At 62.7% G+C, this 26425-nt stretch carries 21 protein-coding genes; 12 read left to right on the forward strand and 9 right to left on the reverse strand.

Going from position 1 to position 26425, the window contains the following annotated elements:
• Positions 1-445 precede the first annotated feature (445 nt).
• The 7 genes from H5V43_RS00745 to cofH form a co-directional block, all read right to left on the reverse strand.
• Complete coding sequence (locus H5V43_RS00745) at positions 446-1078, reverse strand: VOC family protein (RefSeq protein ID WP_025547168.1); 633 nt, start codon at positions 1076-1078, stop codon at positions 446-448.
• 73 nt (positions 1079-1151) lie between these two features.
• The gene (locus H5V43_RS00750; protein ID WP_025547170.1) at positions 1152-1736 is read right to left on the reverse strand and encodes a hypothetical protein; all 585 of its coding nucleotides are present in this window, start codon (positions 1734-1736) and stop codon (positions 1152-1154) included.
• 111 nt (positions 1737-1847) lie between these two features.
• On the reverse strand, positions 1848-2639 hold the full coding sequence (locus H5V43_RS00755; protein ID WP_025547172.1) for a hypothetical protein: 792 nt from the start codon (positions 2637-2639) through the stop codon (positions 1848-1850).
• 56 nt (positions 2640-2695) lie between these two features.
• A complete protein-coding gene (locus H5V43_RS00760; protein WP_025547173.1) occupies positions 2696-4117 on the reverse strand; it encodes a phenylacetate--CoA ligase family protein in 1422 nt (473 codons plus the stop codon).
• A 106-nt stretch (positions 4118-4223) separates the two neighbouring features.
• Entirely contained in the window at positions 4224-5852 is a 1629-nt protein-coding gene (locus H5V43_RS00765; protein ID WP_099186192.1) for a spinster family MFS transporter, read from the reverse strand.
• A gap of 86 nt (positions 5853-5938) precedes the next feature.
• On the reverse strand, positions 5939-6616 hold the full coding sequence (gene npdG, locus H5V43_RS00770) for an NADPH-dependent F420 reductase (RefSeq protein ID WP_025547176.1): 678 nt from the start codon (positions 6614-6616) through the stop codon (positions 5939-5941).
• On the reverse strand, positions 6613-9054 hold the full coding sequence (gene cofH / locus H5V43_RS00775) for a 5-amino-6-(D-ribitylamino)uracil--L-tyrosine 4-hydroxyphenyl transferase CofH (RefSeq protein WP_099186988.1): 2442 nt from the start codon (positions 9052-9054) through the stop codon (positions 6613-6615). Before cofH ends, npdG begins: the two co-directional genes overlap by 4 nt.
• A gap of 242 nt (positions 9055-9296) precedes the next feature.
• Here cofH and H5V43_RS00780 point away from each other — a divergent pair, with 242 nt between their 5' ends.
• Positions 9297-10064, forward strand: a complete 768-nt coding sequence (locus H5V43_RS00780; RefSeq protein ID WP_025547178.1) for an SDR family NAD(P)-dependent oxidoreductase — start codon at positions 9297-9299, stop codon at positions 10062-10064.
• Between the two features lie 61 nt (positions 10065-10125).
• Here H5V43_RS00780 and H5V43_RS00785 read toward each other — a convergent pair whose 3' ends face one another.
• Positions 10126-11211 carry a LacI family DNA-binding transcriptional regulator gene (locus H5V43_RS00785; RefSeq protein ID WP_200887603.1) on the reverse strand — a complete coding sequence of 362 codons (1086 nt, stop codon included), beginning with the start codon at positions 11209-11211 and terminating at the stop codon, positions 10126-10128.
• Positions 11212-11502: 291 nt separating this feature from the next.
• Between H5V43_RS00785 and H5V43_RS00790 the strand changes: the two genes are divergently transcribed.
• The 4 genes from H5V43_RS00790 (at position 11503) to H5V43_RS00805 (ending at position 17102) form a co-directional block, all read left to right on the forward strand.
• Positions 11503-13674 (forward strand): TonB-dependent receptor, encoded by a 2172-nt coding sequence (locus H5V43_RS00790; RefSeq protein WP_257555680.1) that lies wholly within the window; start codon positions 11503-11505, stop codon positions 13672-13674.
• A 105-nt stretch (positions 13675-13779) separates the two neighbouring features.
• Positions 13780-14283, forward strand: a complete 504-nt coding sequence (locus H5V43_RS00795; protein WP_025547183.1) for a hypothetical protein — start codon at positions 13780-13782, stop codon at positions 14281-14283.
• A gap of 237 nt (positions 14284-14520) precedes the next feature.
• On the forward strand, positions 14521-16647 hold the full coding sequence (locus H5V43_RS00800; RefSeq protein WP_099186189.1) for a PQQ-dependent dehydrogenase, methanol/ethanol family: 2127 nt from the start codon (positions 14521-14523) through the stop codon (positions 16645-16647).
• 44 nt (positions 16648-16691) lie between these two features.
• Positions 16692-17102, forward strand: a complete 411-nt coding sequence (locus tag H5V43_RS00805) for a nuclear transport factor 2 family protein (protein WP_025547189.1) — start codon at positions 16692-16694, stop codon at positions 17100-17102.
• Between the two features lie 59 nt (positions 17103-17161).
• Here the strand turns inward: H5V43_RS00805 and H5V43_RS00810 are convergent, their stop codons facing one another.
• Positions 17162-17914: an SDR family NAD(P)-dependent oxidoreductase gene (locus tag H5V43_RS00810; protein WP_025547191.1), complete on the reverse strand. Its 753-nt coding sequence runs from the start codon at positions 17912-17914 to the stop codon at positions 17162-17164.
• A 505-nt stretch (positions 17915-18419) separates the two neighbouring features.
• Between H5V43_RS00810 and H5V43_RS00815 the strand changes: the two genes are divergently transcribed.
• The 7 genes from H5V43_RS00815 (at position 18420) to H5V43_RS00845 (ending at position 26379) form a co-directional block, all read left to right on the forward strand.
• Positions 18420-20465: a hydantoinase/oxoprolinase family protein gene (locus tag H5V43_RS00815; protein WP_099186188.1), complete on the forward strand. Its 2046-nt coding sequence runs from the start codon at positions 18420-18422 to the stop codon at positions 20463-20465.
• A 5-nt stretch (positions 20466-20470) separates the two neighbouring features.
• Positions 20471-22204 (forward strand): hydantoinase B/oxoprolinase family protein, encoded by a 1734-nt coding sequence (locus tag H5V43_RS00820; protein WP_025547193.1) that lies wholly within the window; start codon positions 20471-20473, stop codon positions 22202-22204.
• A 14-nt stretch (positions 22205-22218) separates the two neighbouring features.
• On the forward strand, positions 22219-23370 hold the full coding sequence (locus tag H5V43_RS00825; protein WP_025547195.1) for a CaiB/BaiF CoA transferase family protein: 1152 nt from the start codon (positions 22219-22221) through the stop codon (positions 23368-23370).
• Complete coding sequence (locus H5V43_RS00830; protein ID WP_025547197.1) at positions 23360-24169, forward strand: enoyl-CoA hydratase/isomerase family protein; 810 nt, start codon at positions 23360-23362, stop codon at positions 24167-24169. Before H5V43_RS00825 ends, H5V43_RS00830 begins: the two co-directional genes overlap by 11 nt.
• Before the next feature lie 5 nt (positions 24170-24174).
• Positions 24175-25113, forward strand: a complete 939-nt coding sequence (locus H5V43_RS00835) for a hydroxymethylglutaryl-CoA lyase (RefSeq protein WP_025547199.1) — start codon at positions 24175-24177, stop codon at positions 25111-25113.
• A gap of 85 nt (positions 25114-25198) precedes the next feature.
• A complete protein-coding gene (locus tag H5V43_RS00840; RefSeq protein WP_025547200.1) occupies positions 25199-25651 on the forward strand; it encodes a nuclear transport factor 2 family protein in 453 nt (150 codons plus the stop codon).
• 50 nt (positions 25652-25701) lie between these two features.
• On the forward strand, positions 25702-26379 hold the full coding sequence (locus H5V43_RS00845) for a nitroreductase (RefSeq protein WP_099186187.1): 678 nt from the start codon (positions 25702-25704) through the stop codon (positions 26377-26379).
• Positions 26380-26425 lie beyond the last annotated feature (46 nt).

Below are 26425 nucleotides of genomic sequence, written 5' to 3' on the forward strand. Positions count from 1 at the left end.
GGTTCTGGCAGGGGGGTGGTGCAATTGCCGACCATTCCCGAAGGCGGTCAGTCATCCAGGCTTGAGCAGCCGGCCTGACAGCGGAATAGCTGCCGGTCGGCCGCCGACCAAAACGCGGTTATCCATGCCGCGCCGTCTGAGCGAGGCAGTCGCCTACTTTCTGTGGATCGCCAATAACGGCGGTGCCCATGCCGAAAGATCTGGAAGCGGAGTTGATTTTCCTCATCATGCCGTGACTATAGAGGCTCAGCTCTTCGAGCGGCTTCCGTACCTTGGGAAGAAAGCCGAGAGCCCAATGTCCGTAATGCGGGCAGTCGATGCGGCACATTCGGTAACGCAATGGCCGCCGGCCTCCAGTTCTGGTTCGGAGACATTCATCAACACTCCCTGAGACTTGCGCGTAGTCCTGGCACTCGACTTCGCCACCGGATCGTGCAAAGACGAGCTAAGGTTCTAATCCCAGAACCTTACCCATTTCCGCCATGTCCATGATCTCGATCACGGCCGGAGTCGTGCCGTCCCATTCCTCGTTCAATTGCTGAATGCGGTCGAAGGCGGGCACCATCGATGGATGGCGGACCTCGCTGATCTCATATTGTGGAAATCCGCCGCCGGGCAGGGAGAAATAAGCGATCCGGAACGGCGTGTCCTTCATCCGCCCCTCATGAACTACCTCCAGCCCGTTGCCGCAGAGATGCGCATAAGCCGCGTCATATTCCTCCGGTGAGGCGAATTGCGGCGAGACATGCTGCATGCCTTCCTGCCCGGCCGCGATATAGTCCAGAAAACCGCTGGGAGCATCGTTGAGCTGTTGGATGAGCTCGAACTGGATGGCTCCCGAATAGCCGAGCGCGAGGTCCACGACGGGGGGCTTCGACAAGCGGCCGCGATAGCGATAGTCATCGTCCAGGGCGAGGTTCCGGAAAACCACGAACGGGCCGACGCCGGTCAATTCGCTCCAATAGCGCATGGCGGCGTCGATGTCGCGGACGATGACGCCGATCTGCCGGATCGGGGCGGACAGCTTGTTGAGCGCCCTGACCCCGTTCGGCCATTCGGGCGTGGTGCTTCCAGTCATTATTGCATACTCCTATCGCGGTTTTCGACGTCGGCAGCCATTGGCGGCCGCTCGGCCCGTCGGTTGCGCCGGTTCAACCCGGCTCGGGAACCTTGTCGATCAGCGGCATGAGAATCCGATTGCACTCTTCGATGGTGATCACCTCGTCCGGCGGGCAGATGCGGTAGCTGGCGCCGCCGACCCAGATATTCTCGCCCGTCAGCTTGCAATCCTCATTATAGTCCCAGACCATGATCCGGTCGGTCGTCTGGATGACCATCTCGTCAAGCTGATGGGCTTCGATCGGAGCGCCGAAATGGATCGCGATCGCGGCCGGCATGAAGATATGGAAGGTGACCCTGGTGGAGAAACCTGTATCGTCGACGCGAAGCAGTTCATTTTCGAACATCATGACGCAGATATTGGTCTTGACCATCGAACCGTAGAGAGCTTCGACCCGGTCCCGGCCCTTATAGGGAACGGGCGCGCCGCCGACATACATCAGATAATCCGGGTTCTCGACCGTCAAATCTTCCGCCAGAATCTCCTCATACCGCCCGCAGACCTCCAAAATGGCGTGGCGGCGGTAGTTGATCAATATCTTGCGATGCCGGGGATTGGTGACTTTCCTGAGCAGATCGTCGGCCGCCTTGGTCAACAAGCGAATGTCATATTTCATGTCCGTCTCCTGAAATGCGATTTAAACCGTGAATCGTTTCATCATATCTGCTTCGCGCGCCGATGTCAGCTTGCCATTGGGGGGATGCGGGGCTGGCGGGGACTGCCGATGTCATCCTTTCGGCACGATGTCGTGGAGGCGCCAATCCGGGCGTTCGAGCGTGACGATGCTGATCAGATCCCGATAGGGCTCGACCCCATGCGCGAGCCTGCGTTTGTCCGGGTCCCATTCCAGCAGCGAAAGCGCGGCGGCACGAAAAATGCTCAATCGCGTGACATCGATCTCGAAGAAGCGTTCCCATATGAATTGCTGCGGCTCCCGGCTCGAAAGGTTCCGCAGAATATCCTCCGGCACATGCAATGTCCGGCTCGACCGGATGCGGAGCACGCCCTCGGTACGCGCCAGGCCCGCCAGGACATGATCGGTGAACCATCGGTCCGCCGCTTCTCCCCCCGTGGGGAAGCGGATCAGCCCGGTCCAGCGGAACGCCGCCGGTTCCTCGGTCGCGGAAGGATGATTGTCGATCCTGATCTGGGGAATGGCGGGCACCCAGGATTGGGCGATCGGATGGGGCCCATCCATGCTCCCCGACCAGCCGCCATGATAGGGGTCTTCAAGGGGGGTGTCGCTTTCCACGTCCTGCCCATCCCACCAGGTCAGCACGAGCGGGCGGTCCATGATCTCGAAGTCGTTGAACCAGAGTTCGGTCCAGCGATAATTATAATGACCGAGCGGGCTGAAGTCCTCCCGCTCCGGGATCGCCCGCCAACTCTGATAGCGGCGGAGCCATGGCCCCATAGCTTCCACGGCTTCGGGCGCATGATGACGCCAATACCATCTTTCCCAGCGCGGCAAGGCGTCGAGGGAATTGAGGTTCATCATATAGACGTTCCGGATCATCATGGCCTCTTTCGATTTTCTCTTCGACGTTGCGACGCAGGCAAGGGCGCTTCAGCCGGTCATGACAGGGTCGAGGTGAACGCGCCCAGTTTCGCAAACGCCTCCAGCATCGGCGCGCTGCTGATCTTGTCATTCCCGCCCTGATCCGCTTCGAGGCGGGCGATCGTCGCAAGGGTGTAAGGGCCTTCCCGCCCGCACGCGCAACCGCCATCGAAGTCGATCGTGACAAGATCTCCGGAGAGCGTGGCCGGCCAGAAACTTGTTGCCAGCAGGTCGTAGACGAGCAGCCTGCCCGTCTGTCTGCCCTTGCGCGGCCTGGCCTCTCCGGTTTGGGGGTCGAGCACCATGTTGATCCCCCAGGGCAGGGGATGAAAATGACCCTGGGAGCAACCTATCCCGCCCGATGTGGTCTCGCTCATCCCATAATTGTCCCTGATGGGATAAGGGAATATTTCGCGAAGCGTTTCTTGCCATCCATCGGGGAAGTCGAAGCCTTTGGTGCCGCCGGCGGTTATGATGACGCTGTCGGGCGACCATTCCGCCTTAATGCCGCGTTCCTTGCAGATCGCCGCCAGCTCGTGGAGCTTCTGGAGGAAGCTGAAGATGAGGACGCGCTTTCCCTTCTGTCCGACGATCGCTTCGTCGATGAAGGCGTTGGTCATGGCGTCCATGTTCCGCAGCCGTTCGTTGACCTGATGAGCGATCTGCTTTTCCGCGTCGGAGAGGATGATCTCCTCCCCCATGGTTTCGGCGCGGCGAAGCCGGCTGGCGAGACTCAATTCGTCGGCGGTCACGCGGCCCTTGGCAAAGGTCTTCACCAGATGTTCTTGGCCAGCATAGACGGTGCATCGCAGCAACTCTATGAAATAGCTGTAAGATTGCCGACCGCTGTCCGCAGGCCATGGCATCAGGAGCGTGACGTCGCCATCGCGAATGTCCATGCCGGGTTCGTCGCGATAGGGTTCGAACGACCGGACGAGCAAAGCGAGCTGGGCTGCGTCTTCCGGCAGGCCTCTTGGCAGGATCGATATTTTGCCGGTCGTTCCGGACGAGGATATGGGCCGCATCGACGTCGCCTCCTCGATGCGGCGAAGCCAGGATTCCAGGGACGCGCATTCGGAAACGTCGATATGCGAAAGGTCGAAAGCGGTCAGCGCGTCGAGCCAGGCGGTCAGGCGGTCATAGCGCCCTTCTTCGACATCTTGTGCGGAATAGGATTTATAGACCGTGTGAGGCAGGCCAAGCCTAGCCAGGTCGGAAAGATCGTTGATCTGCGTGATCCCGGCTTCGGAAGCGAGCCGATCGAGCAGGGCGATCCTGGGCCGCAATTCCTGAAAGCGGCGTTGCAGGAGCGAGAGTTGAATCGCCTCCAATTCTTCCCCGCCGATGGCGAAGAGGTCGGCGGTCGGCATTTCCAGGAAATATTCCGGTGCTTCGGACAATAATTTCGCCTGTTCTGCGAGGCGCTCTCCATGCTGCATGATTATTGCCTTTTCGTTTTTTGGACTGCCAAGCATCCCCGCCAGCGTTCCCTTGCGCTGTTGAATCGACAATAGCAGCAGCTCTCCAGTGGTGCAATGAAACGATTCATATTTGAGGGCGGGATTTCACGCGCGCGCCGGCATCTTCCGCATGCCCCGCTCTGGCGGCCTTCGAGCTTTCGGCTGCGGGAACCTGGCGACGGGCGATCCAGAGCAGTGCTAAGGCCGCGAGCGAAGCGGGCAGGCTAGCGAGGATGCCGATGGACAAGCTGCCTTGGGCGGCCGATACCTTGCCGACGAGATAGGGGCCGAACGCCGATCCGATGAAGGTGCTCATCAGGGACAGGATGGCCGCCGCCGTGCCGCGCATGCGGGGCATGACAAGCTCCTGGATGGTGGCGGCGCCCGCGGGCAGCCACATGATGCCGAAGAACACGACCGGGACGTTCAACAGGAAGAAGACCGTTGGATTCCGGGTGATGCACATGCCGATCACGAAGGGGATCGGGATGATGACGGAGGCCAGGCCGACATGAATCCGGCCTGCCGGGCTTCGGCGCAGCATCAGGTCCGCCAGTCGCCCGCCCGATATGACGCCCAGCATGCCGAATATGGTCGTGGTGAGGCCCAGCACGGTGCCGACGGTCGCTTTATCCAGGGCCATGGAGCGAAGGGCGAGCGGCGCGGTCCAGAAGCCGAGATTGATGGTCAGCATGGAAGCGAGGCTGAAGCCCAATGTCGCGCACATGAAGGCGGGCGTGCGCCAGGTCAGGGCATGGGCCGCCGGATCGCGGGTCCGCAAGATCTGCGCGGAGGAAAAGATGGCGTAGGATACCAAGCTGAGCGCAAGCCATTGCAGCACGTCGCCCGTCGCATGGATGAGCGTCCAACTCAGCAAGATGGCGAAAGCCGCGAAGAGGATGTTATGGCCGAATATGCGCGGCCCGCAGCGCGCCGTCTGATACAGGGTGAAGGGCGGGATCACGCTCGCGACATCGTCGAAGAAGCTTGACCAGAGGCCCGGCGTGCTTGGCCTTTCGATCCCGTCGGCCAGCCCCCGCAAGGGTTCGCGCAGCGCCGAGACGACCACCGCCAGCGCCATGCCCGGAATCGCCAATATCAGGAAGGCCGCCTGCCAGCCCTCTAGGCCGAATGGTCCCACTTTGCCGAAGGTCTCCGTCCAGCGGACCACCACGAAGGCGCCAGCGGTGAAGGCCAGGCCCTGACCGAGATAAAGGCCCGCGCCATATATGCCCAAGGCCATCCCGCGACGCGTGCGGGAGAACCAGTCGGACAGCAGCGAATAGGAGATCGGCGCCGCCGCGGCCTCTCCGATGCCCACGCCGATCCGCGCCACGACAAGCTGCCCGACATTCGCCGCCAGCCCGGAAAAGGCGGTCATGGCCGACCACAGGACCAGGCATACGGACATCAGGCGAACGCGCCTGCACTGATCGGCCAAGCGGCCCAGCGGATAGCCGAACAGGGCGTAGAACACGCCGAACGCCGTGCCGTGCAGGAAGCCGAGCTGGGCGTCGGTGAGCTGAAAATGCCGCTTAACGTCTTCGGCCAGGATCGAGAGGATCGTGCGATCCATCCAGGCGACGGAATATACGCCCAGAAGGACGAAAAGAACGAAATGGGCATAACGGCCATCCGCCAGATAGGGGGAAGCAGCCGGCCCGGAATGGCCTTTGCCGGAGATATGGCGCGGGCCGCTGACGGTCTCTCCCATTTTATTCGTCCTTTATCCGAACGGCGTCAGCCTGTTCACTTTGACACGAAGGCCGTCCGGTCGGGGACCGGCGCGGCGGAGAGCCTTCAATCCACCAGTTGCGCGATCGAGCCGGTGATGCAAATCCCCGCGCCATCGGCGGCGTAATTTTTGTTGATGAAGATCATCACGGAGGTGAGCGCTTCGGCCGCCGCCGAATTTGCGAGCGGCCCCGCATGGAGACCGCGCAGCCCGGCCGCTTCTGCAAGCGCCACGACGCGCGCCCGCGCTGCCTTCTGATCCCCGAATATGAGCACGTCGCAATCGACGTTTTCGTCGGTGGCGAGCTTGTGGGCCGCGACATTGTGAAAGGCCGACACCAACTGCGCATCGTCCCCCAGCATGCGTTGCGCGACCAGAGCGGCGCAGCCTTCGGGCGGGAGCTGCACCCGGGCGACTTTGGGCGGCATGAGGGGAACGGTCGTGTCCACGACCAGCTTGCCCGCGACCATCGGCCGTATGTCCTCCAATATCGCGGTCTGGGAGGCGAAAGGCACGGTGACGACGATGATGTCGGCCTGCCTTGCCGCCTCCCCATTGCTGGCTCCCCGCATCGCCGGAGAAGCCAGTTCCCCGTTCAGTCGGGAGGCTTCGGCTTCGGCTTTCGCCGCGTCGCGCGATCCGATGATCACCGGATAGCCGGCCTTGGCCCACCGCCGCGCGAGCGCCCAGCCCAGATTGCCCGTGCCGCCTACGACCGCAATGGTCGGCTTGTCTGTCGTCATAGTGAATTCCCGCAGGTCATGAGTTGGGAGGAGAGAGGGCTTTTCGGCTTGCGCGCCGCGCCATGCGGCGGCGTCAGCACCACCGGAGCGAGGGGGGCGGCGGCGAAGGCCTTTGCGCGCCGTTCCTCGCTCGCATCGGCATAGAGGGTGGTGCGAAGCCGGGGCCGGCGTCCGATCGAGCCGATCGCCGCTTCCATCTCGGGCGGCGAGAATTCCTGTCCATGCTGCGCGCCCGCGGCCCTTGAGATGCTCTCATTCATCAAGGTGCCGCCAAAGTCGTTGGCGCCCGCCCGGAGGCAGTGCAGCGCGCCTTCCAGTCCCATCTTCACCCACGACACCTGAATATTGGGCACCAGCGGATGAAGGACGAGCCGGCCGATCGCATGCATCAACACCGCCTCCCGGAATGTGGGGCCTTGGCGGGAGCGGCCCCGCAAGGCCATGGGCGCTTCCTTCGATACGAAGGGCAGAGGCACGAACTCCGTCAGTCCGCCAGTGCGCTGCTGAAGACGGCGCAGGGCAAGGATATGGCGCGCCCAATGCTCGTACCGGTCGACATGGCCGAACATGATGGTGGAGGTGGTGCGCAAACCCACCCGATGCGCGGTTTCGACGATGTCCAGCCATGAAGCGGTGGACAATTTGTCGGGACAGATCTGGGCGCGCACCTCATCGTCCAGGATCTCGGCGGCGGTGCCCGGCAGGCTGTACAGGCCGGCATCCTGCAATCTTTCGAGAAATGCCGCGGGGGAAATGCCAAGCGTTCCGGCGCCGTGATGGATTTCGAGCGGGGAGAAGGCGTGGATGTGGATGCCCGGCGCCGCGTCGCGGGCGGCGCGGCAAATGTCGAGATAGGTCTGTCCCGTATAATGCGGATGGATGCCGCCCTGCATGCAGACCTCGGTCGCGCCCCGGTTCCATGCTTCGGCGGTGCGCCGGGCGATCTCGTCCAGGTCGAGATTATAGGCGGGTCCGCCCAGCGCATCGTGGCGGCTGCCTTTCGAAAAGGCGCAGAAATGACAATGATAGCCGCAGATATTGGTATAGTTGATGTTGCGCGTCACGACGTAGGAGATCGCGTCGCCGGTGGTCTTTGCGCGCAGCCTGTCCGCCGCGTCGCAGATGCTCGCCAGATCATCGTCGCGGGCGGTGAACAGCCGGGCGACGTCATCCTCAGCCAGTTCGTCGCCCGCCATGGCTCGCTCGGTCAGAGAGAGGATCGAGGGGTGGGCGGACCGATGGCGCAAGGATGGCGCGGGAGGCGCAGGATGTCCGGCATCACCGACCGTCCAGCGGTCTTCCCGGGCAAAGCCGCCGCCATCGCTCCTGGCCAAGATGGCGGGCGTCAATGCCGGGTCGACCCACCGGTTCAGGTCGCGCAGGAAGTCGGGATAGAGAGGCAGGCGCGGAACCAGCGTCGCGCCTGCAGCGGCCGTATGATCGCGCAGTTTGGCGATATGGGGCCAGGGCGCCTCGGGATTGACATGGTCGATCGTGACGGGAGAGATGCCGCCCCAATCGTCGATCCCGGCGTCGAGCAGAAGCGGGTAATCGGACGCCGACAGGTTCGGCGGCGCCTGGATGTGCATTTGCGGCCCGAACATGATGCGGGCGGCGGCCAGCGTCCACAGCAGATCTTCCAGGTCCGGCTCTTGGGCCGTCGCCATCCTGGTCCCCGGCTTGGCGCGGAAGCTCTGGACGATGATCTCCTGGATATGGCCATGCCGCCGGTGCAATTCGCGGATCGCGCCCAGCGTTTCCAGCCGTTCGGCACGCGTCTCTCCGATGCCGATCAGTATGCCTGTGGTGAAGGGAATCCGCAGCTCGCCGGCAAGGGCGATGGTCGCCAGCCGGTTCGCAGGCGCCTTGTCCGGCGATCCATGATGCGGGCCGCCGGGCTGGCACAGTCGTTCCGATGTGCTTTCCAGCATCAGGCCCTGGGAAACGGACGTGGTTCTGAGCAACGCCATCTCGTCGCGGGAGAGGGTTCCGGGATTGGCATGCGGCAGCAGTCCTGTCTCTTCGAGGACGAGTCGCATGGCTTCGGCAAGATAGGATATGGTCGTTTCGTGGCCCAGTTCCGACAGGGCGTGGCGTGCCGCCGCATATCGCAGTTCCGGCTTTTCGCCCAGAGTGAACAGGGCTTCGGTGCAGCCGGCGTCGCGACCGGCGCGGGCGATCCGCAAAATCGCCTCGCGGTCCAGGAAGGCGGGCTCGCCGCGCCGGGGCGGCCTGGCGAAAGTGCAATAATGGCAGACGTCCCGGCAGAGATGCGTGAGCGGGATGAACACTTTCGGGGAGAAGGTGCGTATTCGGCCGTGACCCCCGTCGCGAATCCGGCGCGCCTGCGCCATCAAGGCGGGAAGCTCGCTGGAGAGCAGCCGATCGCCGGGATAAGAAACCGCGCTATCCGGGCCCGGATCGGGTTCAACTGACATGTGCATCTTCCTGTCGCATCCCATCTGAAGAGGGCATCGATTCCCGATTGTCGGGCGCAAGGGCTGGCGCCCCGTTCTTCAGCAGCGGGAGACCGTCACCTAGTAAATGAAACGATTCATTGCAAGATGGCGCGTGCGATGCTAGCCATGATGCGCGGGAATTTGAACGCCGCCTTGGTTTGAGCGCGTTTATCCCAGATCATTCAGGCACGCCCCGATGCGCGCAAGAAAAGGAGATCGGAATGTATCTTGAAAGGTTTCGCCTGGACGGGCGCCGGGCTTTGGTGACGGGTGGAGGGCGCGGGATCGGCGCGGAGATTGCGCGGGCGCTGGCGGAGGCGGGCGCGGAAGTCGTGATCGTCGACATCGATGGCGAAACCGCCGAGCAAACGGCGTCGGCCCTGGTCGCGGCCGGGCGGCTCGCGCATCATCGGCAGGCCGATCTGACGCAGGCCGATCGGGTGGAGGCATTGGCCGAGGATGTCGGCCCGATCGATATTCTGGTCAACAATGCGGGCATCGTGCTTGTCATGGACCCGCTCGAAACCACGGCGGCGGCATGGAAGCGCACGATGGAGGTGAATGTCGATGCCGTCTTCTACTGTTCGCAGGCTTTTGGGCGCCGCATGGTTGAAAGGGGGGCGGGATCGATCGTCAATATCGGCTCGCTGGCCGGTTTCGGTGGCCTGCGCCCGCAAAATCCGCTGCCCTATTGCACCAGCAAGGGGGCGGTGCACACCCTCACCAAATCGCTGGCGGTCGCCTTTGCGCCCCATAATGTGCGGGTGAATGCGGTCGCTCCAAGCTATATCGCCGCGCCGATGACCGATCCGGCGGAAATCGGCGGAGAGGTTCGCGCCTGGGCTGAGGTCTGGATGGACATGACGCCGATGGGGCGGTTCGGAAAGCAGGAGGAAGTGGCTGCGGCGGTCCTGTTCCTGGCGAGCGACGCGGCAAGCTATTGCACCGGCGCCATAGTGCCGGTCGACGGCGGATATGGGTCCGTGTGACGGTCTGCGGGCAGGCGGCGGTCGTTTAGGCCGCCGCCGGACGCGGTTCGCCCTTTCCCGTCTAAACTACCGCCGCCGTGTCTTTTTTCGGCTTTGCGGATTTGGGTTTGGGCTTGGCGGGTTCCGCCGCTCGCGGCGCGCCGATCGAAGGACGGGCGATATAATGTGTCGGCACGATCACATGCCGGGCCTCGCTTTCGGCGGTGCCGTTGATCCTGTCGAGCAAAAGGGTGGCCGCCAATCGGCCGACCTTGGCATAATCCCAATCGATCATGGCGATCGGGGGTGAATGCAGCTCCGCCAGGTCCGAATTGGCGGCGCCGATCACCGAAATATCCTCGGGAATGCGCAGGCCCCGGTCGTGCACGGCCCGAAGCACGCCCGAAAGCATGTCCATGCCGCCCGCCAATATGGCGGTGGGGGGCTCGGGCCGTTGCAGCATGTCGGTGGCGACGTCGTAGGCCGCGCTGGCGAGGAAGCTTTTCGAGGAGAGCAGGGTGGGATCGGGCGACAGGCCCATTTCCGCGAACGCCTCCTGATAGCCCTGCAGACGTTCGCGCGCCAGATAGAGGTGCTGATCGCCGGTGATGAGCGCGATGCGCCTGTGGCCCAGCTCCAGCAGGCTCTTGGTCGCCTGAAAAACGCCTGCACGATGGTCGACGATGACGGCGTCGAAAGATGCTTCGTTGCGATCGAACAGCACGATCGGCACGTTCAGTTCCAGTAGAAAATCCCGGAATTCCCCCACGATTGGCGTGTAGTTGCCGAATATGATCCCGTCGATCCGGCGCCGGGACAGGCTGGAAAGAAGGGTGCGCTCGCGTTCCTCGCGGCCTTCGGTGTTGGAGATGAGGAGCGAGAAGCCCGCCGCGTCCAACGTGTCGTGCGCGGCGCTGATGAACGCCATCAGCGGCGGGATGGTGAGATCGCGCAAGATGCAGCCGATCGTGCGAGTCGATCCCACGCGCATGCTCTGGGCGATCGCGTCGGGTTTGAAGCCGAGCTGGTCGATGGCCTCCAGCACTTTCTTGCGGATCGCCGGCTTGACGGAATTATGGTTGTTGAGGACGCGGGAAACGGTTCCAAGCGATACCTCCGCCAATGCGGCGACATGCCTGATCGTGGGTCTTGTATCCTGTTTCGCCACCTTATTCTTACCCGCATCTTCTCGGCATGTCGGCCCGATGGATGAGGGCCCGGCCGTTTATCGATCATGTGCCTGTCCCCCACGACATAGGGCGAAACCGGGATCGATGCAAACATCAGAAGCATCCCTTCCCGAGTCCCCTGGCGGGGGAGCAATCGATATTCAATGTTATATGAAACGTTTCATTGACAAGTTCGATTCGAACTGTATAGGTGCGCGAAACGGCTTCGCCATGTCTGAGCCAAGCTCGGCTGCGTAAAATCGACAATGAAAAAGGGGGAGGACGCGAATATGCGGTCACAGGCACTATATTCCGGTCGGACGGGCTCGCGCTCAAACATCGTGCGGTCCCGGCTGTTGCATGGCTCCTTGCTGGCGCTCTCCGCCGCATCGGCGCCTGCTGCCGCAAACGCCCAGTCAGCGACGTCGAGCGTACGCGAGGCCAGCCTATCGACGGGGCAGTTGGAAGAGATTGTGGTCACCGCCCAGCATCGCAGCGAGCGTCTTCAGGACGTGCCGATCGCTGTGACATCCCTGTCGGCGGCAGCTCTTTCGCAGCAAGGCGTGTCTAGCACTTCCGATCTCGCCCAGGCGACGCCAAGCCTGATCTTCAACAGTCAGGTCGGTGCCGCCAGCCCCTATATCCGGGGCGTCGGATCGGACCTCTTCGATCCCACATCGGAAGCCGCGGTCGCTATCTATGTCGACGATGTCTATATGGCGGCGCCGCTCGCCAATCTCTTTTCCCTGAAGGGCGTCAAGCAGATCGACGTGCTCAACGGGCCTCAGGGCACCTTGTTCGGCCGCAATGCGACGGGCGGCGTCATCCAGGTCCAGACGCTGGAGCCGACGCAAGAGCCCCATCTGGATTTCGCCGTGACATATGGCAATTACGAATATGTCAGCGCTTCGGTCTACGCCTCGACCGGTCTGAGCGATGCGGTATCGACCAGCATTTCGGCCTTGTATGAGGATCAGGGCCAAGGATATGGCCGCAATTTCTTCGACGGGTCGGAGATCAACAAGCAGGCGATCGGCAATATATCGGTCCGCAACAAATGGAAATTCGATCTGTCCGACGCGACGATCGTCCATGTCTCGGCCGACTATTCCGACATCGCCAATACGATCAGTTATCAGCGAATAGCTGGGTCTTCTTCCCCCCTTCCGGGTGCTTCCGAACCGATCGGTTATCCGGGAAAGTTCAATGCGAACATTAATCAACCCGATTCTCTCTCCGTCAAGTCAGGCGGCGTCTCGCTGAAAGTCGATCATGATTTCGACTGGGGCAATCTCACCAGCATTTCCGCCTATCGGAAATTGCGTAGCGTTTACGGGCTGGATCAGGATCAAACGGACTTGCCCGTCATCGACATCCTCTGGAATACGCGCTTCCGCAATTTTTCGCAGGAACTGAGGATCGCCGGCCAGGGCGATGCGGCCCTGAGCTGGATGGTTGGCGCATTCTATTATAATGCGCGGGGCTCCTATGACGATTTCGCGGTCAACGGCACGGTCTATGTGCCTTTCGACCAGCAGCGGACGGAATCCCTGGCCGGTTTCGCTCAGGCGACCGTTGAAGTCCTGCCCGGCCTGAAACTGACGGGTGGAGCGCGCTATACCTGGGAAAAGCAGAGATTCTTCTTTCCGGCGGGTGGATTGACCGATAGCCAAAGCGTGAAGAAGCCGACTTTCAGGGTCGCGCTTGATTATAAATTCACGCCGGACATTCTGGGCTATGTCTCCTTCAATACGGGCTTCAAGAGTGGCGGATATAATCTGCTTCAGCCCGGCGGAAAATTCGATCCGGAGAAACTGACATCCTATGAAGCTGGCCTGAAAACTGAATTGTTCAATCGCAAGCTTCGCTTGAACATTAACGGCTTCTATTATGACTATACGAATCAGCAGGTGAACGTTTCCGAATTTGGCGGGAATGTCGTCGATAACGCTGCCGGGTCGAGGATAAAGGGCTTTGAGGCGAATTTCGACTATGTTCCCGCTGCAAGACTGAAGCTCAGCGGGGCCCTGTCGATCATGGACGGTCATTATACGGATTATTTCAACTATCAGCCGAGGGACGCCAACGGCAACAATATTGGCGGCCCCATCAACGCAAAGGGCGAGACGACGGCTCGCACGCCGAAGTTCGTCGGCAATATGTCGGCTAGATACAGTCTGCCCACCCAAATCGGGGAAGTCGTTGCCAGTCTGGGCGTTCAGTATAATGACGGCTATTATTGGGTGGCGGACAAGCGGCTGCGCCAACATTCCTACACGTTGGTCAACGGCAGCATTTCCTGGACGCCCGGCGACGGCCCGCTGGACATCAGGCTGTGGGGCAAGAATCTGCTCGACAAATATTATTTCGTCATAGCGGGGCCTTCCGCCACGCCTGTTGGCGACAATCAGGTCCCGGCCGCGCCAAGAACGTTCGGCGCCACGCTGTCCTACCGCTATTGATTATATGAAACGTTTCATTGACGCGATGCCGGACGAAGGGTAAATATGGTCCAAGGTCGGCGGAATGCCGATGGCTTGCACCCCAATGGAGAGAGGCGAGAGAGGATGGCCGAAGGCAATATAGTGTCCACGGAGAATATGGACATCGAAGAGAAGCTGCGGATCGAGAAGAACACGCGCAAATGGGTCAAGCATTTCATCGATAATGTCGAAGGGCGGACTTACGAGGAAGTCCTGGATAAGATGACGCCCGACAGCTATTTCGTACTGCTAGGAAACACGCCCGTTTCGGGCAAGTTCAGCAAGGAAGAATGTTTCACCAAGATGGCCCCGCAATATGAGCGCTATCTTGTTCGGCCTACCATCAAATTCTCGCACATCATGGTCGATGGCGACATGGCGCTGTTGCGCGCGGTGGGGCAGGGCGGCAAGGCCCGCTACGGCAGCTATTCGCAGCCTTATTACGGCTATTGGTTCCGCGCCGTGGAAGAAGGCTATGCCGAGATCATCGAATGGAACGATCCGATCGAAATGGCGACCAAAATGTATGGCGCCGCGGTCGTGCCGCCGGAGGATGATCGGGACGTCTGGACCATGGCGGGCGCCTGAACGCGGCCTACCGTCCGGGGTAGAGCCGTTTCCCCGGCCGGCAATGCCCCTTTCGCCCGCATCCGCCGGCGCCTTGCCGCCGGAGTTCTTGCTCAGGCGTCGGTGACGGCGAAGGCGCTGCAATCCATTGAACGGGCCGGCGTGCCGCTGAAGGCATGCTGGCGCGCCGTCTGCCTGCGGCGCCGGTCTGGCTCGCGGATGCGGCCTATGCTTCAGTCATGGGGAAAGGGGATATTAATGCCGTGCCCAGCCGTTCGTCGAAAGAGCCGATGGGGCGGCTTTCTGCTCCTTGTCCCGCTGCTGGCCTTGCCGGCCTGCAACCGCTCGTCTGGCGCGCCGACCCAGGGGCGCGATGCCGACTGGGTCGGCTATGGCAATGGGCATGACGAGCAGCGTTTCGTGCCTGTCGCGCAGATCGACGACAAGAATGTCGGCCAGCTTGGACTCGTCTGGTCGCTTGATCTGGATGAGCAATCGGCGCTGGCGGCGACCCCGATCGAGGTGGGCGGGACGCTCTATTTCAGCGGCGCCTTCGGCCATATATATGCCGTCGATGCGCGGACAGGACGACTGCTGTGGACCTATGATCCGCAGGCCAATGAGGCGGCGCCGCGCGATATTCGGCGCGCATGGGCGACCAATCGCGGCGTGGCCTATGCGGACGGCAGGATTTTCGTGGCGACCCGCGATTGCAGGATGGTGGCGGTCGATGCGCGGACCGGCAAGCTCGTCTGGCAGAGCAGCTTCCTGGTTCCCGGCAGCAATTCGACCAGCACCGGCGCGCCGCGGGCCTTCAAGGGCAAGGTGATCATCGGCAACAGCGGATCGGAATTCGGAAGCCGGGGCTATGTGACCGCATTCGATGCGAAGACGGGCAAGCTCGCATGGCGCTTCTTCACCGTGCCCGGAGACCCCGCGAAGGGGTTTGAAAATGATGCGATGGCCATGGCCGCGAAAAGCTGGTCGGGGGAATGGTGGAAATATGGGGGCGGCGGCACGCCGTGGAACGCCATCACCTTTGACGAAAGCTTCAATCAGATACTGATCGGCACCGGCAATGGCGGCCCCTGGAACAACAAGTTCCGATCGAATGATCCCAAGGGCCAGGACAATCTGTTCCTGGCGTCGGTCGTCGCCGTCGATGCGGATAGCGGGGCATATAAATGGCACTATCAATATAATCCCAACGAGGTTTGGGATTATAAGGCGACCGCCGACATCATCCTGGCCGACATCGCCGTGCAGGGCAAGACGCGCAAGGTGATGATGCAGGCGCCGACCAACGGTTTCTTCTATGTCATAGATCGCGCCGACGGAAAACTGATTTCGGCCGGGAAGATCGGAAAGGTGACTTGGGCCGACCATATCGATCTGGCCACCGGCCGGCCGGTCGAGCGGCCCGGCATTCGCGGCGAAAAGGGGGCCGCGATCATCTATCCGGACAATTACGGCGCGCATAATTGGCAGGCCATGTCCTATAATCCCCGGACCGGCCTGGCCTATATTCCCTATATGCAGTCGGGCATGAAATATGGCCCTGCGCTGACCAGGGCGGAGGCCGTGGACGTCGATCCGAACGAAAAGCGGATCAGCTTCCGCATTGGCGCCGCCATTGAGCCCATGAAAGATCCCGGCGATCGGCTGGACGGTAAAGGGTCGCTGCTGGCCTGGGATCCGGTCGCGCAAAAGGTGCGATGGCGCGTGGATTATCCGACTTCGCTCAACGCCGGTACGTTGACGACTGGGGGCAATCTCGTTTTCCAGGGCACGAATACGGGAAAATTATACGCCTATTCCGCGACGACTGGGGAAAGACTTTGGAGCTTTGATACCAAGCTGGGCATTATCGCTCCGCCCATCAGCTATTCGGTGGACGGTCGCCAATATCTGTCTATCCTCGTGGGCTATGGCGCCATGGGCGGCATGGGTGGTCCGGGCCATGATCAGGGCTGGAAATATGGGCTTCAGCCGAGGCGGCTGCTGAGCTTCGCCCTGGGCGGAAAGGCGAACCTGCCTGCGACGCCGCCCCCGGATTTCGTGGTGCATAAGCTGGACGATCCGCGCCTTGCGCTCGACCCGAAACGGGTTCGGACCGGGGCGAAAGTCTACGCCATGCTGACATGTGGCATGTGTCACGGCGCCGCCGCGATCGCTTCGGGCAACGCGCCGGATTTGCGGGAGTCGGGCGTGGCGCTGGACCGGTCAGCATTCAAGGAGATTCTGAAAGGCGGAGCGCTCGTCTCGCGGGGAATGCCTCTGTTCGACGACCTTTCGGACCGGGAGATAGAGGATCTCTACCAATATATCCGCGCCCGCGCGCGTGCGCGGGACACGGAGCAAGCCGAGGTGAGAGGGGGGCTCTGAGATTGCACGGCAACGGCTTTCGGGGCGAACAAGGAGATGGCGATATGTGTGAAGCGACGCGTGAACTGGTCCGCCAATTCGCGGATCATCTTGAGTCCGGACGGCCTGAGCAGGCCTTCCGCATGCTCAATGCGGACGGGCGCTACATCCTGACGGGCACGACGCCCGCGTCGGGCGTTTATGAGGGGGTGGACGATCTTTTCACCCGCCTGGCGCCGCACCTTTCGCGCTTCACGGGCGCGCCGGACATCAAGGTCTCGGACGTGCTGGTGGATGGCGACAAGGCATTTCTGCGCGCGTCCGGGCGCGCGGCGGCCGCCTATGGAACATATGATCAGCCCTATTACGGCTTTTTCCTGCACGCCAAGGGCGATGGCTTTGCGGAAATAGTCGAGTTTCTCGACACGGTGCAGATCGAGGTCGCGCTTTTCGGCAAGAAGCTGGTGTCGGCATAGAGGATGGAGCAGGCGCAGGCGGATATGCCGCCTGCGCGCTTTGCCAAGGGCCGCCCCGGCTAAATCTGGGCGCGCCCGCCATCGACGAAAAGCTCCGAGCCGGTGACGTAGCTCGAATCGTCGGAGGCGAGGAAGAGGGCCACTTTCGCCACTTCCTCCGGCTCCCCGACGCGGCCGAGCGGCACCAGGCTGGCCATGCGGTCCAGCAGGGCCTGTTGCTGATCGGCGTCGGGGCCTGCCAGTCCGACCAGGGCAGGGGTGCGAATGGGACCGGGGCTGAGCGTATTGACCCGGATATGCCGGTCCTTCAGGTCCAATATCCAGTTGCGGGCGAAATTTCTGACGGCCGCCTTGCTGGCGCTGTAGACGCTGAACGACTCATTGCCCATGCTCCCCGCCGTCGATCCCACCAGGATGACGGACGCGCCCTCCACCAGCAGGGGCAAGGCGGCCTGGACGGTGAAGAACACGCCTTTGACATTGCGGTCGAAAACATCGTCGAAATGCCCTTCGGTCACGTCCGCGAGGGGGATGATTGCGCCGCCGCCGGCATTGGCGAACAGCACGTCGATCCGCCGCTTGTCCGCCGCGATCGTCCTGAACAATCTTTCCAGATCGTCCTTCCGGGCCGAGTCGGCCTGGATGCCGGCAACATTCCCGCCGATTTGCGCCACCGCGGCATCCAGTTCGGCCTTGCGGCGGCCGGTAATATAGACATAGGCGCCCGCCTCGACGAAGGCTTGCGCGGTGGCAAGGCCAATGCCGCTGCTTCCTCCCGTGACGACCGCAACCTTTCCGGCCAATTTGCTCATGCCTTCTTCTCCGTTCGCGGCGGTCAAAGCCGCCATTAATGGGCTGCGCGACAAGAAAGGTCCGGCGCCGATCTCCGCAGATGGGTGACGGAACGTCTCCGCGATTGGATCGTCTGCAAGGGAGGGAGAAATATCCGGTCCCGCGCCGGGCGCATTCCCTGGATCACGGGATATAGGCATGCATGGCATAGTGTCAATGAAACGATTCATATTAAAATGCTCCGCATCCGCTTCCCGTCGGCTTCGGCGCGAGCGATAGGGTGCTTCTCCCAGAATAACGGCGGCCGAAGGGCATGCGGGAGCCGGGCTTCATGCAAACGCCACAATAAATATGAAACGTTTCATTGACAGTCGCCATGGGGTGCGGTAGGGGCAGGAGCAGCGCGGATAGCGGGAAGATTCCAATGGGCTTCTTGCCGCGGGGCGGCGGAGACAGCGGTTAGGTGTAAGATGGTCTCGTCCGATCGGCGCAAAAAGAAATTCGAATTCAACTGAGGATGTTGGCATGAGGCGAGTGGGTATCGATGTTGGCGGAACCTTCACGGACGTCGTTCTCATCGACGATGAGTTGGACCGTCACTGGTCGGTGAAGGTCCCAACCACGCCCGCCGACCGCGTCATAGGGGCGATCGAGGGTTTTAAGGCGATCCTGGAGATCAGCGCCTATAAGAGCGAGGACATCGATTTCGTCGGTCATGGCACGACCATGGCGACCAACATGGTGGTCGAGCATAAGGGGGCCAGGACCGCCCTGGTGACGACCAAGGGGTTCCGCGACATATTGGAGATCCGCCGGGTGTCGCGGCATGATCGCGCCGATCTGTACGATCTTCAGTTCGAGGCGCCCCGCGAACTGGTCAAACGGCGCTGGCGGCTGGAGGTCGACGAACGCATCGACGCCAAAGGCAATATCGCCAAGCCGTTGGACGAGGAGGAGGTGAAGGCGCTGGCCGACCAGCTCGCCGGATCGGACATCGAGGCTGTCGCCGTGTGCCTGCTTCACTCCTACACCAATCCCGCGCATGAACTGCGCGTGGCGGAGATATTGCGAGAGAGGCTGCCGGATCGCTTCATCACCACCTCCCACGAGGTCAATCCGGAACTGATGGAATATGAGCGCACCAGCACCGTCGTTATGAACGCGATGCTGGGTCCGGTGTGCAGCCGCTATATCCGCACCTTCAAGGGCGCGCTACGCGAACTCGGCTTCGGCGGCGAGCTGCTGTTCATGCAGTCGAACGGCGGCCTGGCCCATCCCGACTTCGTGGAGGCGCGGCCGGTCGTGCTGCTCGAATCCGGGCCTGCGGGCGGCGTGAGCGCGACCACCCGCGTGACGGAGCGGCTTGGCCTTTCGAACTCGATCCTGGGCGACATGGGGGGCACGACCTTCGACGTGTCGCTGATCCGCGACAGCAAGCCGGAGCTTCGCACTTCGGGCCTGCTTCATTCCTATACCGTTCGGTCTCCGACGATCGATATCGACTCGGTCGGCGCCGGCGGCGGGTCCATCGCCTGGATCGATGTGGGCGGCGGCGTGCGCATCGGCCCCGAAAGCGCGGCGGCGGACCCAGGCCCGGCCTGCTATGGGCGCGGCGGCACGCGGCCGACCGTGACCGACTGCAACCTCGTGCTTGGCTATATCGATCCGGACAGCTTCCTGAACGGCACTTTCCCGCTGGATGTCGAGGCGGCGCGGCGGGCGATCGAAAAGCATCTTGCCGAACCTCTCGGCACCTCCGTCCTGGAGGCAGCGCGGACCGTCCGGGCGGTGGCCAACGCCTTGATGGCGCAGGCGATGCGGCTGATGACGGTCGAGCGGGGCTATGATCCGCGGGACTTCGTCTATGTCTGCTATGGCGGCGCCGGCCCTGTCCACGCCATCGACCTCGCCAGCGAGCTGGAGATCAGGAAGGTCGTCGTGCCTGCGTTGCCGGGTCTGTTCAGCGCCTTCGGCATGACCGTCGCGGATCAGTCGATCGACAGGCAGACCTCGATCGAGAGCGAACTGGCCGCGCTTGATCCCGAAGCACTGGCGGCGATGTTCGCCTCGCTCGAGGATGAGGTGCGGGCCGACCTGTCATCCTATGTCAGCGGCGGCGCCGACATCCGGGTGACGCGGCGGGTCGATTGCCGATATGCCGGTCAGCCGGAGGCGATGACGGTCGACATCGGGGAAGGCGCGGTGGACGTGGCGGGCATCCGCGCCGCTTTCGAGGCCGCGCATATGCGGCAGTGGAATTTCATCAAGCCGGATCAGCCGATCATCTGCGTCAACATCCGGGCGCGCGCCGAAGCGGAGACGGGTTGGCGCGGAACCATAAGGTCGAGCGACGGGACATCCGATCTCGAACCGCTGCAGACTTCGCGCGTGCGCCGCCTCTATCTGGGCGGGGAGATGATCGACGTTCCCGTCTTCAAGCGCGGCAGGCTTCGCGACGGCGACCGGGTGCACGGCCCGGCCGTGATCGAGGAAGCGAGCAGTTGCCTCGTCGTCGACACCGGGCACGTGGCTTACCTCGATGCCTTCAGCAACCTCATTGTAGAGCTCTGACAGCGATGGATACCATAACCTACGAAATCATCCGCAGCAGCCTGTATGCGATCGCGCGCGAGATGAAGATCGCCATGACCCGCACGGCGGGAAGCCCCATCATCCATTCCGGCGGGGACGCATCGGCCGCGATCTTCGACGATGAGATGCAACTGGTCGCGCAGGGCAATGACATACCCACGATGCTCGGCGCGGCGGTCATCTCGACCAAGGCCACCGTCCAGGCGATCGGCGCGGACAATCTGCGGCCCGGCGACGTCATCATCAGCAACGACGTCTATCTGGGGGGCGGCAATCATCACCCGGACGTGCAGTTCACCAGACCCGTCTTCGCGGGCGACAGGATCGTCGCCTATGTGATGACCAAGGGGCATTGGAGCGACATAGGCGGCCAGTCCCCCGGCAGCTTCGCGGCGGAGACCTGGGACATTTTTGGCGAGGGTGTTCGCATTCCTCCCGTCCGGCTCTATCGCGACGACCGGGTGGTCGAGGATGTGAAGACCCTGATCCTGCAAAATACGCGCGATCCCGAGACGCGGCTGCTGGACATGCAGGCGCAATATGCCGGCTGCTTCGTCGGCGGCCAGCGCATATTGACTCTGGTCGAGCGCTATGGCGCCGACGCCCTGAAGTCCGCCATGTCGCGATCGCTGGACCATTCCGAGGCGCTGATGCGCCAGGCGCTCGAAGCGATGCCCGATGGCGTGTATCTGGGCGAGGATGAGATCGACGCCGTCTACGAGGTCGACGGCGAGCGGCCCTTGATCCCTATTCGGGTCAAGATCACCAAGCAGGGCGACACGATCGAATTCGACTATAGCGGCAGCGGAGCGCAGGTGCGCGGCGGCATCAACTGCCCCTTGTCGGTCACCTACAACAGCACCTGGTTCACGGTGAAGGCGATCACCGACAACATGATCCCCATCAACCAGGGCTGCTATCGGCCGGTGAAGGTGATCGCGCCGGAAGGCAGCGTCCTCAACTGCAGCTTTCCCGCCTCCGTCGTGTCCGGCGTGACGGAAACGTCGCCGCGGGTGATCGACATGCTGCTGAAAGCCCTCGCGCCTGCGGTGCCCCAGCGCGTCACGGCGCAGAGCAACTGCGCGGCGTGCGCGGGAATCTTCGCCGGTTCCGATCCGGATGAGGATCGGGTGGCGCGGACCGGCCGGCGCTTCGCCAGCCTGTTCGACGTGCATGCGGGCGGCATGGGCGCGCGCAGTGACAAGGACGGCGTGAGCGCGATCCGCGTCTATGTCGGCAATGCGGGCGCGCAATCGGTGGAGGCCATAGAGCAGGCCTATCCGTTGCGCATAGACGAATGGAGCCTGGTGGCGGACAGCGGCGGCGCGGGCCGCCATCGCGGCGGCCTGGCCGCGCGGCGGGTCTATCGCGTCGATTATGACGAAGCGACCTTCACCGTCGCCGGAGAGCGCGAGCGTCAGGTGCCCGACGGTCTGGAGGGCGGCCTGCCGGGCAGTTGCTTCAAATGCGAGATCGAACGGTCCGACGGCACGGTCGAGACGGTTCCCGCGCGCGGCAGCCATGTCATCGTGCGGAAGGGCGACCGGGTTCTGGTGCAACCGGCCGGCAGCGGCGGTTTCGGGAAGCCGGAGGACCGCGATCAGGCGGCGATCGCCGCCGATCTGGCCGACGGTTACGTGACGGCGGCCGCTGCGCGCCGGGACTATCGCCAGGCGGCGCCGGATAGCGGTTCCGCGACCGGGAAGGCAGCCGTTTGATGGGGGACCAGCACATGACGCGTCCCCTTCCGCTGGCGGGCGTGAAGGTGGTCGAGATCGGCCACAGCCTGTCGGCGCCCTATGCCGGCCATATTCTGGGCCAGCTTGGCGCGACCGTCACCAAGATCGAGAATGCGGGGATGGGCGATCACGCCCGCGCATGGGGTTCGGTGCGCCATGGCGACGCGGCGATCATGTTCCACGCCGTCAATCTGGGCAAGGAGAGCGTCACCGCCGATCTTCGCGACAGCCGGTCGGTCGGGCAGATCGCGGATCTGATCCTGGGCGAAGCCGACATCGTCGTTCAGAATCTCAAGCGGGGCATCGTCGAGCGCGTCGGCCTGGACGCGGCGACGCTGCGCGCGGCCAAGCCCGCGCTCATCTATTGCAACATCACCGCTTTCGGCTCGACCGGGCCGTTGCGCGATCATCCCGGCTATGATCCGCTGATCCAGGCGGTGAGCGGCATGATGAGCCTGCTGGGCCGCGCCGGCGATCCCAGCATCCGCATTCCGATCTCGGTGAATGACATGGGCACGGGAATGTGGGCGTGCATGGGCATATTGTCCGCCTATATCGAGCGGTCGAAGACGGGCGTCGGCGCGACGATCGACACGTCCCTCTATGAAACCGCGCTCGCCTGGCAGACGGTCCAGATTTCGGACTATCTGAATTCCGGCGAAGCGCCCGAAAGGCATGGTTCGGGCAATGCCAACATCGTGCCCTATCAGACCTTCTTCTGCCGCAATGGCGAAGAGCTGATGATTTCGGCGGGCAACGACAAATTGTTCCGTTCGCTTTGTTCCGTGCTTGGCGCGCCCGAGCTGGGCGGCGACCCGCGTTTCGCCACCAACGACATGCGCGTCCGCAACCGAAGCGCGCTTCTTCCCATGCTGCAGGCCATGATCTGCGAACGCAACCGACCGAATCTGGAGAAGGAGCTGGAGGGCGCCGGCGTCCCCTGCGGCCGGGTGAACAGCATCGATCAGGTGATGGGCAGCGCGCAGGTCGGCGCGTTGGGCATCATCGGCGCCACCTCCGGCAATGAGTTAAAGACGGTCGGCCTTCCGCTCGCCTTTGACAGTTGCCGCCCGCCGCTCGGCCGGCCCGGCCCCCGGCTGGGCGCGCACGATCCCCTGGAAACGCGGAGTCATCATGGCGCATGAACTCAGCTTCGACGGTCTGGAAACCGTCCGCCTCGATCATCCCGGCGATCATATGCTGCGCATCACGCTTGCAAGGGCGGGCCGCGGCAATTCGCTGAACACCAGGATGGGCGAGGAGCTTGTCCGGATCTTCGGCGCTCTGGAGGCGAAACCGTCCCTCTATCGGTGCATAATCCTGACGGCTGAAGGCGATCGCATCTTCTGCGCCGGCGCCGACCTCAAGGAACGCAACGGCATGGACGATGCGGCGTTTCAGGAACAGCATTATCTGTTCGAGCGGATGGTGCGCGCGATCAGCGACTGCCCGATCCCGACGATCGCGGTCGTCAATGGGGCGGCGCTTGCGGGCGGGCTGGAACTGATGCTCGGATGCGATTTCGCCTATGCCGCGGATCATGCCCGCTTCGGCTTTCCCGAAGTGATGCGGGGCATCATGCCTGGCGGCGGCGGCACGCAGCATCTGGCCCGGATCGTCGGCGCCCCCCGCGCCAAGGAACTCATCCTGAGCGGCGCCATTTTCGGGGCGGCCGAAGCGCTGGAATGGGGGCTGGTGAACAAGATCATGCCCGGCGCGGCCATCATGGCGGCCGCGCTGGAGACCGCGGCGACGATTTGCGCCAACGCGCCGATCGCGATCGCGCAAGCGAAGAAGTCGATTGGCTTTGGCCTGCAGATGGATTTGCGGACGGGGCTGTTCTTTGAGGTCGAGGCCTATAGCCGCCTGATCGGGACGGAAGACCGGCGCGAGGGGATAGCGGCCTTCAACGAGAAGCGCCCGCCGGTGTTTCAGGGGCGGTGAGCGCGATGGACCCTGTCGTCATTCGGCCTGTCGTCATTCGGGAAGTCGGGCTTAGGGACGGTCTTCAGATGCTGGCCGCCGGTCCGACGACCGGGCAGAAGCAAGCCTGGATCGACGCCGAACGCGCGGCTGGACTGCGGGAGATGGAGGTCTGCTCCTTCGTACCCGCGACGCTCATGCCGCAATTTGCCGACGCGGCCGACATCGTCCGCTACGCCCGGGGGGTTGAGGGATTGACGGTGACAGCGCTCGCGCCCAATCTCAGGGGCGCGCAGCTCGCCGCCGAAGCGGGCGTCGACAAGATCAACTTCGTCATCTCGGTGAGCGAAAGCCATAATCTGGCCAATGTCCGCCGCACGCCCCATGAATCGATTGGCCAATTGCGCGAGATCGTGGCGATGCTGGCAAGCCTTCCGCCGGATGGTCGCCCCGGGATCGATGTCGGATTGTCGACCGCGTTCGGCTGTTCGATCGAAGGCAGGGTCGATCCCGAGGCGACCCTCCGGCTGGCTGAAGAGGTCGCCGCCGCCGGCGTCGACGGCATCACCATAGCCGACACGGTGGGCTATGCCGATCCGATCGCGGTCGCCGGGTTGAGCGCGGCGATGCTGGAACGCTTTGCCGATTTGCCCATCGCCATCCACCTGCACGATACGCGTGGGCTGGCGCTTGCCAACGCCTTTTCAGCCTATCGGGCGGGCATCCGTATCTTCGATGGGTCGCTCGGCGGACTGGGCGGCTGTCCGCATGCGCCGGGGGCGACGGGCAATGTCGCGATCGAGGACCTCATATTCATGTTCGAGCTGATGGGGGTGGATACCGGGATCGATCTCGCCCGGCTGCTGGCTGCGCGATCGGCCGTCGCCGCGATGTTGCCGCCCGGCGCGCTTGGCGGCCAGCTCGCCCGCGCGGGCCTGCCCAAGACGATGCGCGTCGCGTCTTGATGTATGGCTGGAAAGTGAGATATGAAACGTTTCATAATTTGGTGAGGCGCGGTATCCCCGCCATGGGCCGTTTGGGAGAGATGACATGCTTGATTATAGTCTGAGCCTCGAAGAGCGGGCGGTCGCGGAGAAGAAGACCCGCGCACTGGTCGATCGCTTCATAGAGCGTGATGTGGCCGGGGATTTCGAAGCTTGCTACCGCATGCTCAATGCGGATGCGGTGTATACGCTTATAGGCGAATCCCCGGTATCGGGCACCTATTATGGCCCGGACGACACGATGGAGCGGCTGGCGCCCCTGCTCGTGCATTTCACGGTGCGTCCGCAGATGACGTTCTCGGAAATCATGATCGACGGCTATCGCGCCTTTTTGCGGGCGTCCAGCACCGGCGGCGCGGGCAAATATGGTCCCTATGCCCAGCCCTTCTACGGTTTCTACCTGCGTGTCGAGGGCGAGGGTTTTGCCGAGCTTGTCGAATTTCTGGACCCGCTTCAACTGGACGTCGCCTTGTTCGGAAAACGACTGGTAGACGCTTGACGAACGGCGTCTGGCGGTATCCGCTTCTGTCTCAATAAGGTGAACTTGCGATGGATGAGAGCAAATTGTTTCACGATGTCGTTCGCGAACGGCGGTCCGTTCGGGCCTTTCTTCCGACGCCCGTGCCGGACGCGTTGATGCAGGCGGTGGTCGATGATGCGCGCCATGCCCCATCGAACGCCAATATCCAGCCCTGGTCGGTGCATATCGTCTCCGGCGCGAAGCGCGACGAGCTGAGCAAGGCGATGCTGGAGGCGGAGGCGGCGGGACGGCTGACGCCTGATTTTCCGTTTGGATATGATGAACTTTACGGCGTCTACAGCGACCGCCAGAAGGCCCAGGCCGCCGCTTATTACGAAGCGCTGGGCGTCGCGCGCGAGGCGTTCGACGAGCGTCGCATGACGATGCTGCGGAATCTCGAATTCTTTGGTGCGCCGCATGCCTGCCTGCTGTTCATGCCGTCATTCTACGACAGCGTCCGGATCGCCGGCGATGTGGGCATGTATGCTCAGACGTTCCTGCTTTCGCTTGCGGCCCACGGCCTGGGGGGCGTGCCCCAGACCTTGCTCGGCTTTTTCGCGGAAACGGCCCGCGAGGTGCTGGGCATCGATCCGTCGCTCAAGATGCTTTTCGGCATATCCTTCGGCTATCCCGACCTAGATTCGGCGGCCAGCCGCTACTGGATCGGCAAGACGGCCATTCAGGATCATGTCACTTTTCATAAATGAAACGTTTCATTGACACGCGCCGGCCTGTGTCCTAAGATACGAATCG

The organism is Sphingobium fuliginis (genome assembly GCF_015074805.1).
Taxonomy (GTDB): Bacteria; Pseudomonadota; Alphaproteobacteria; order Sphingomonadales; family Sphingomonadaceae; genus Sphingobium; species Sphingobium fuliginis.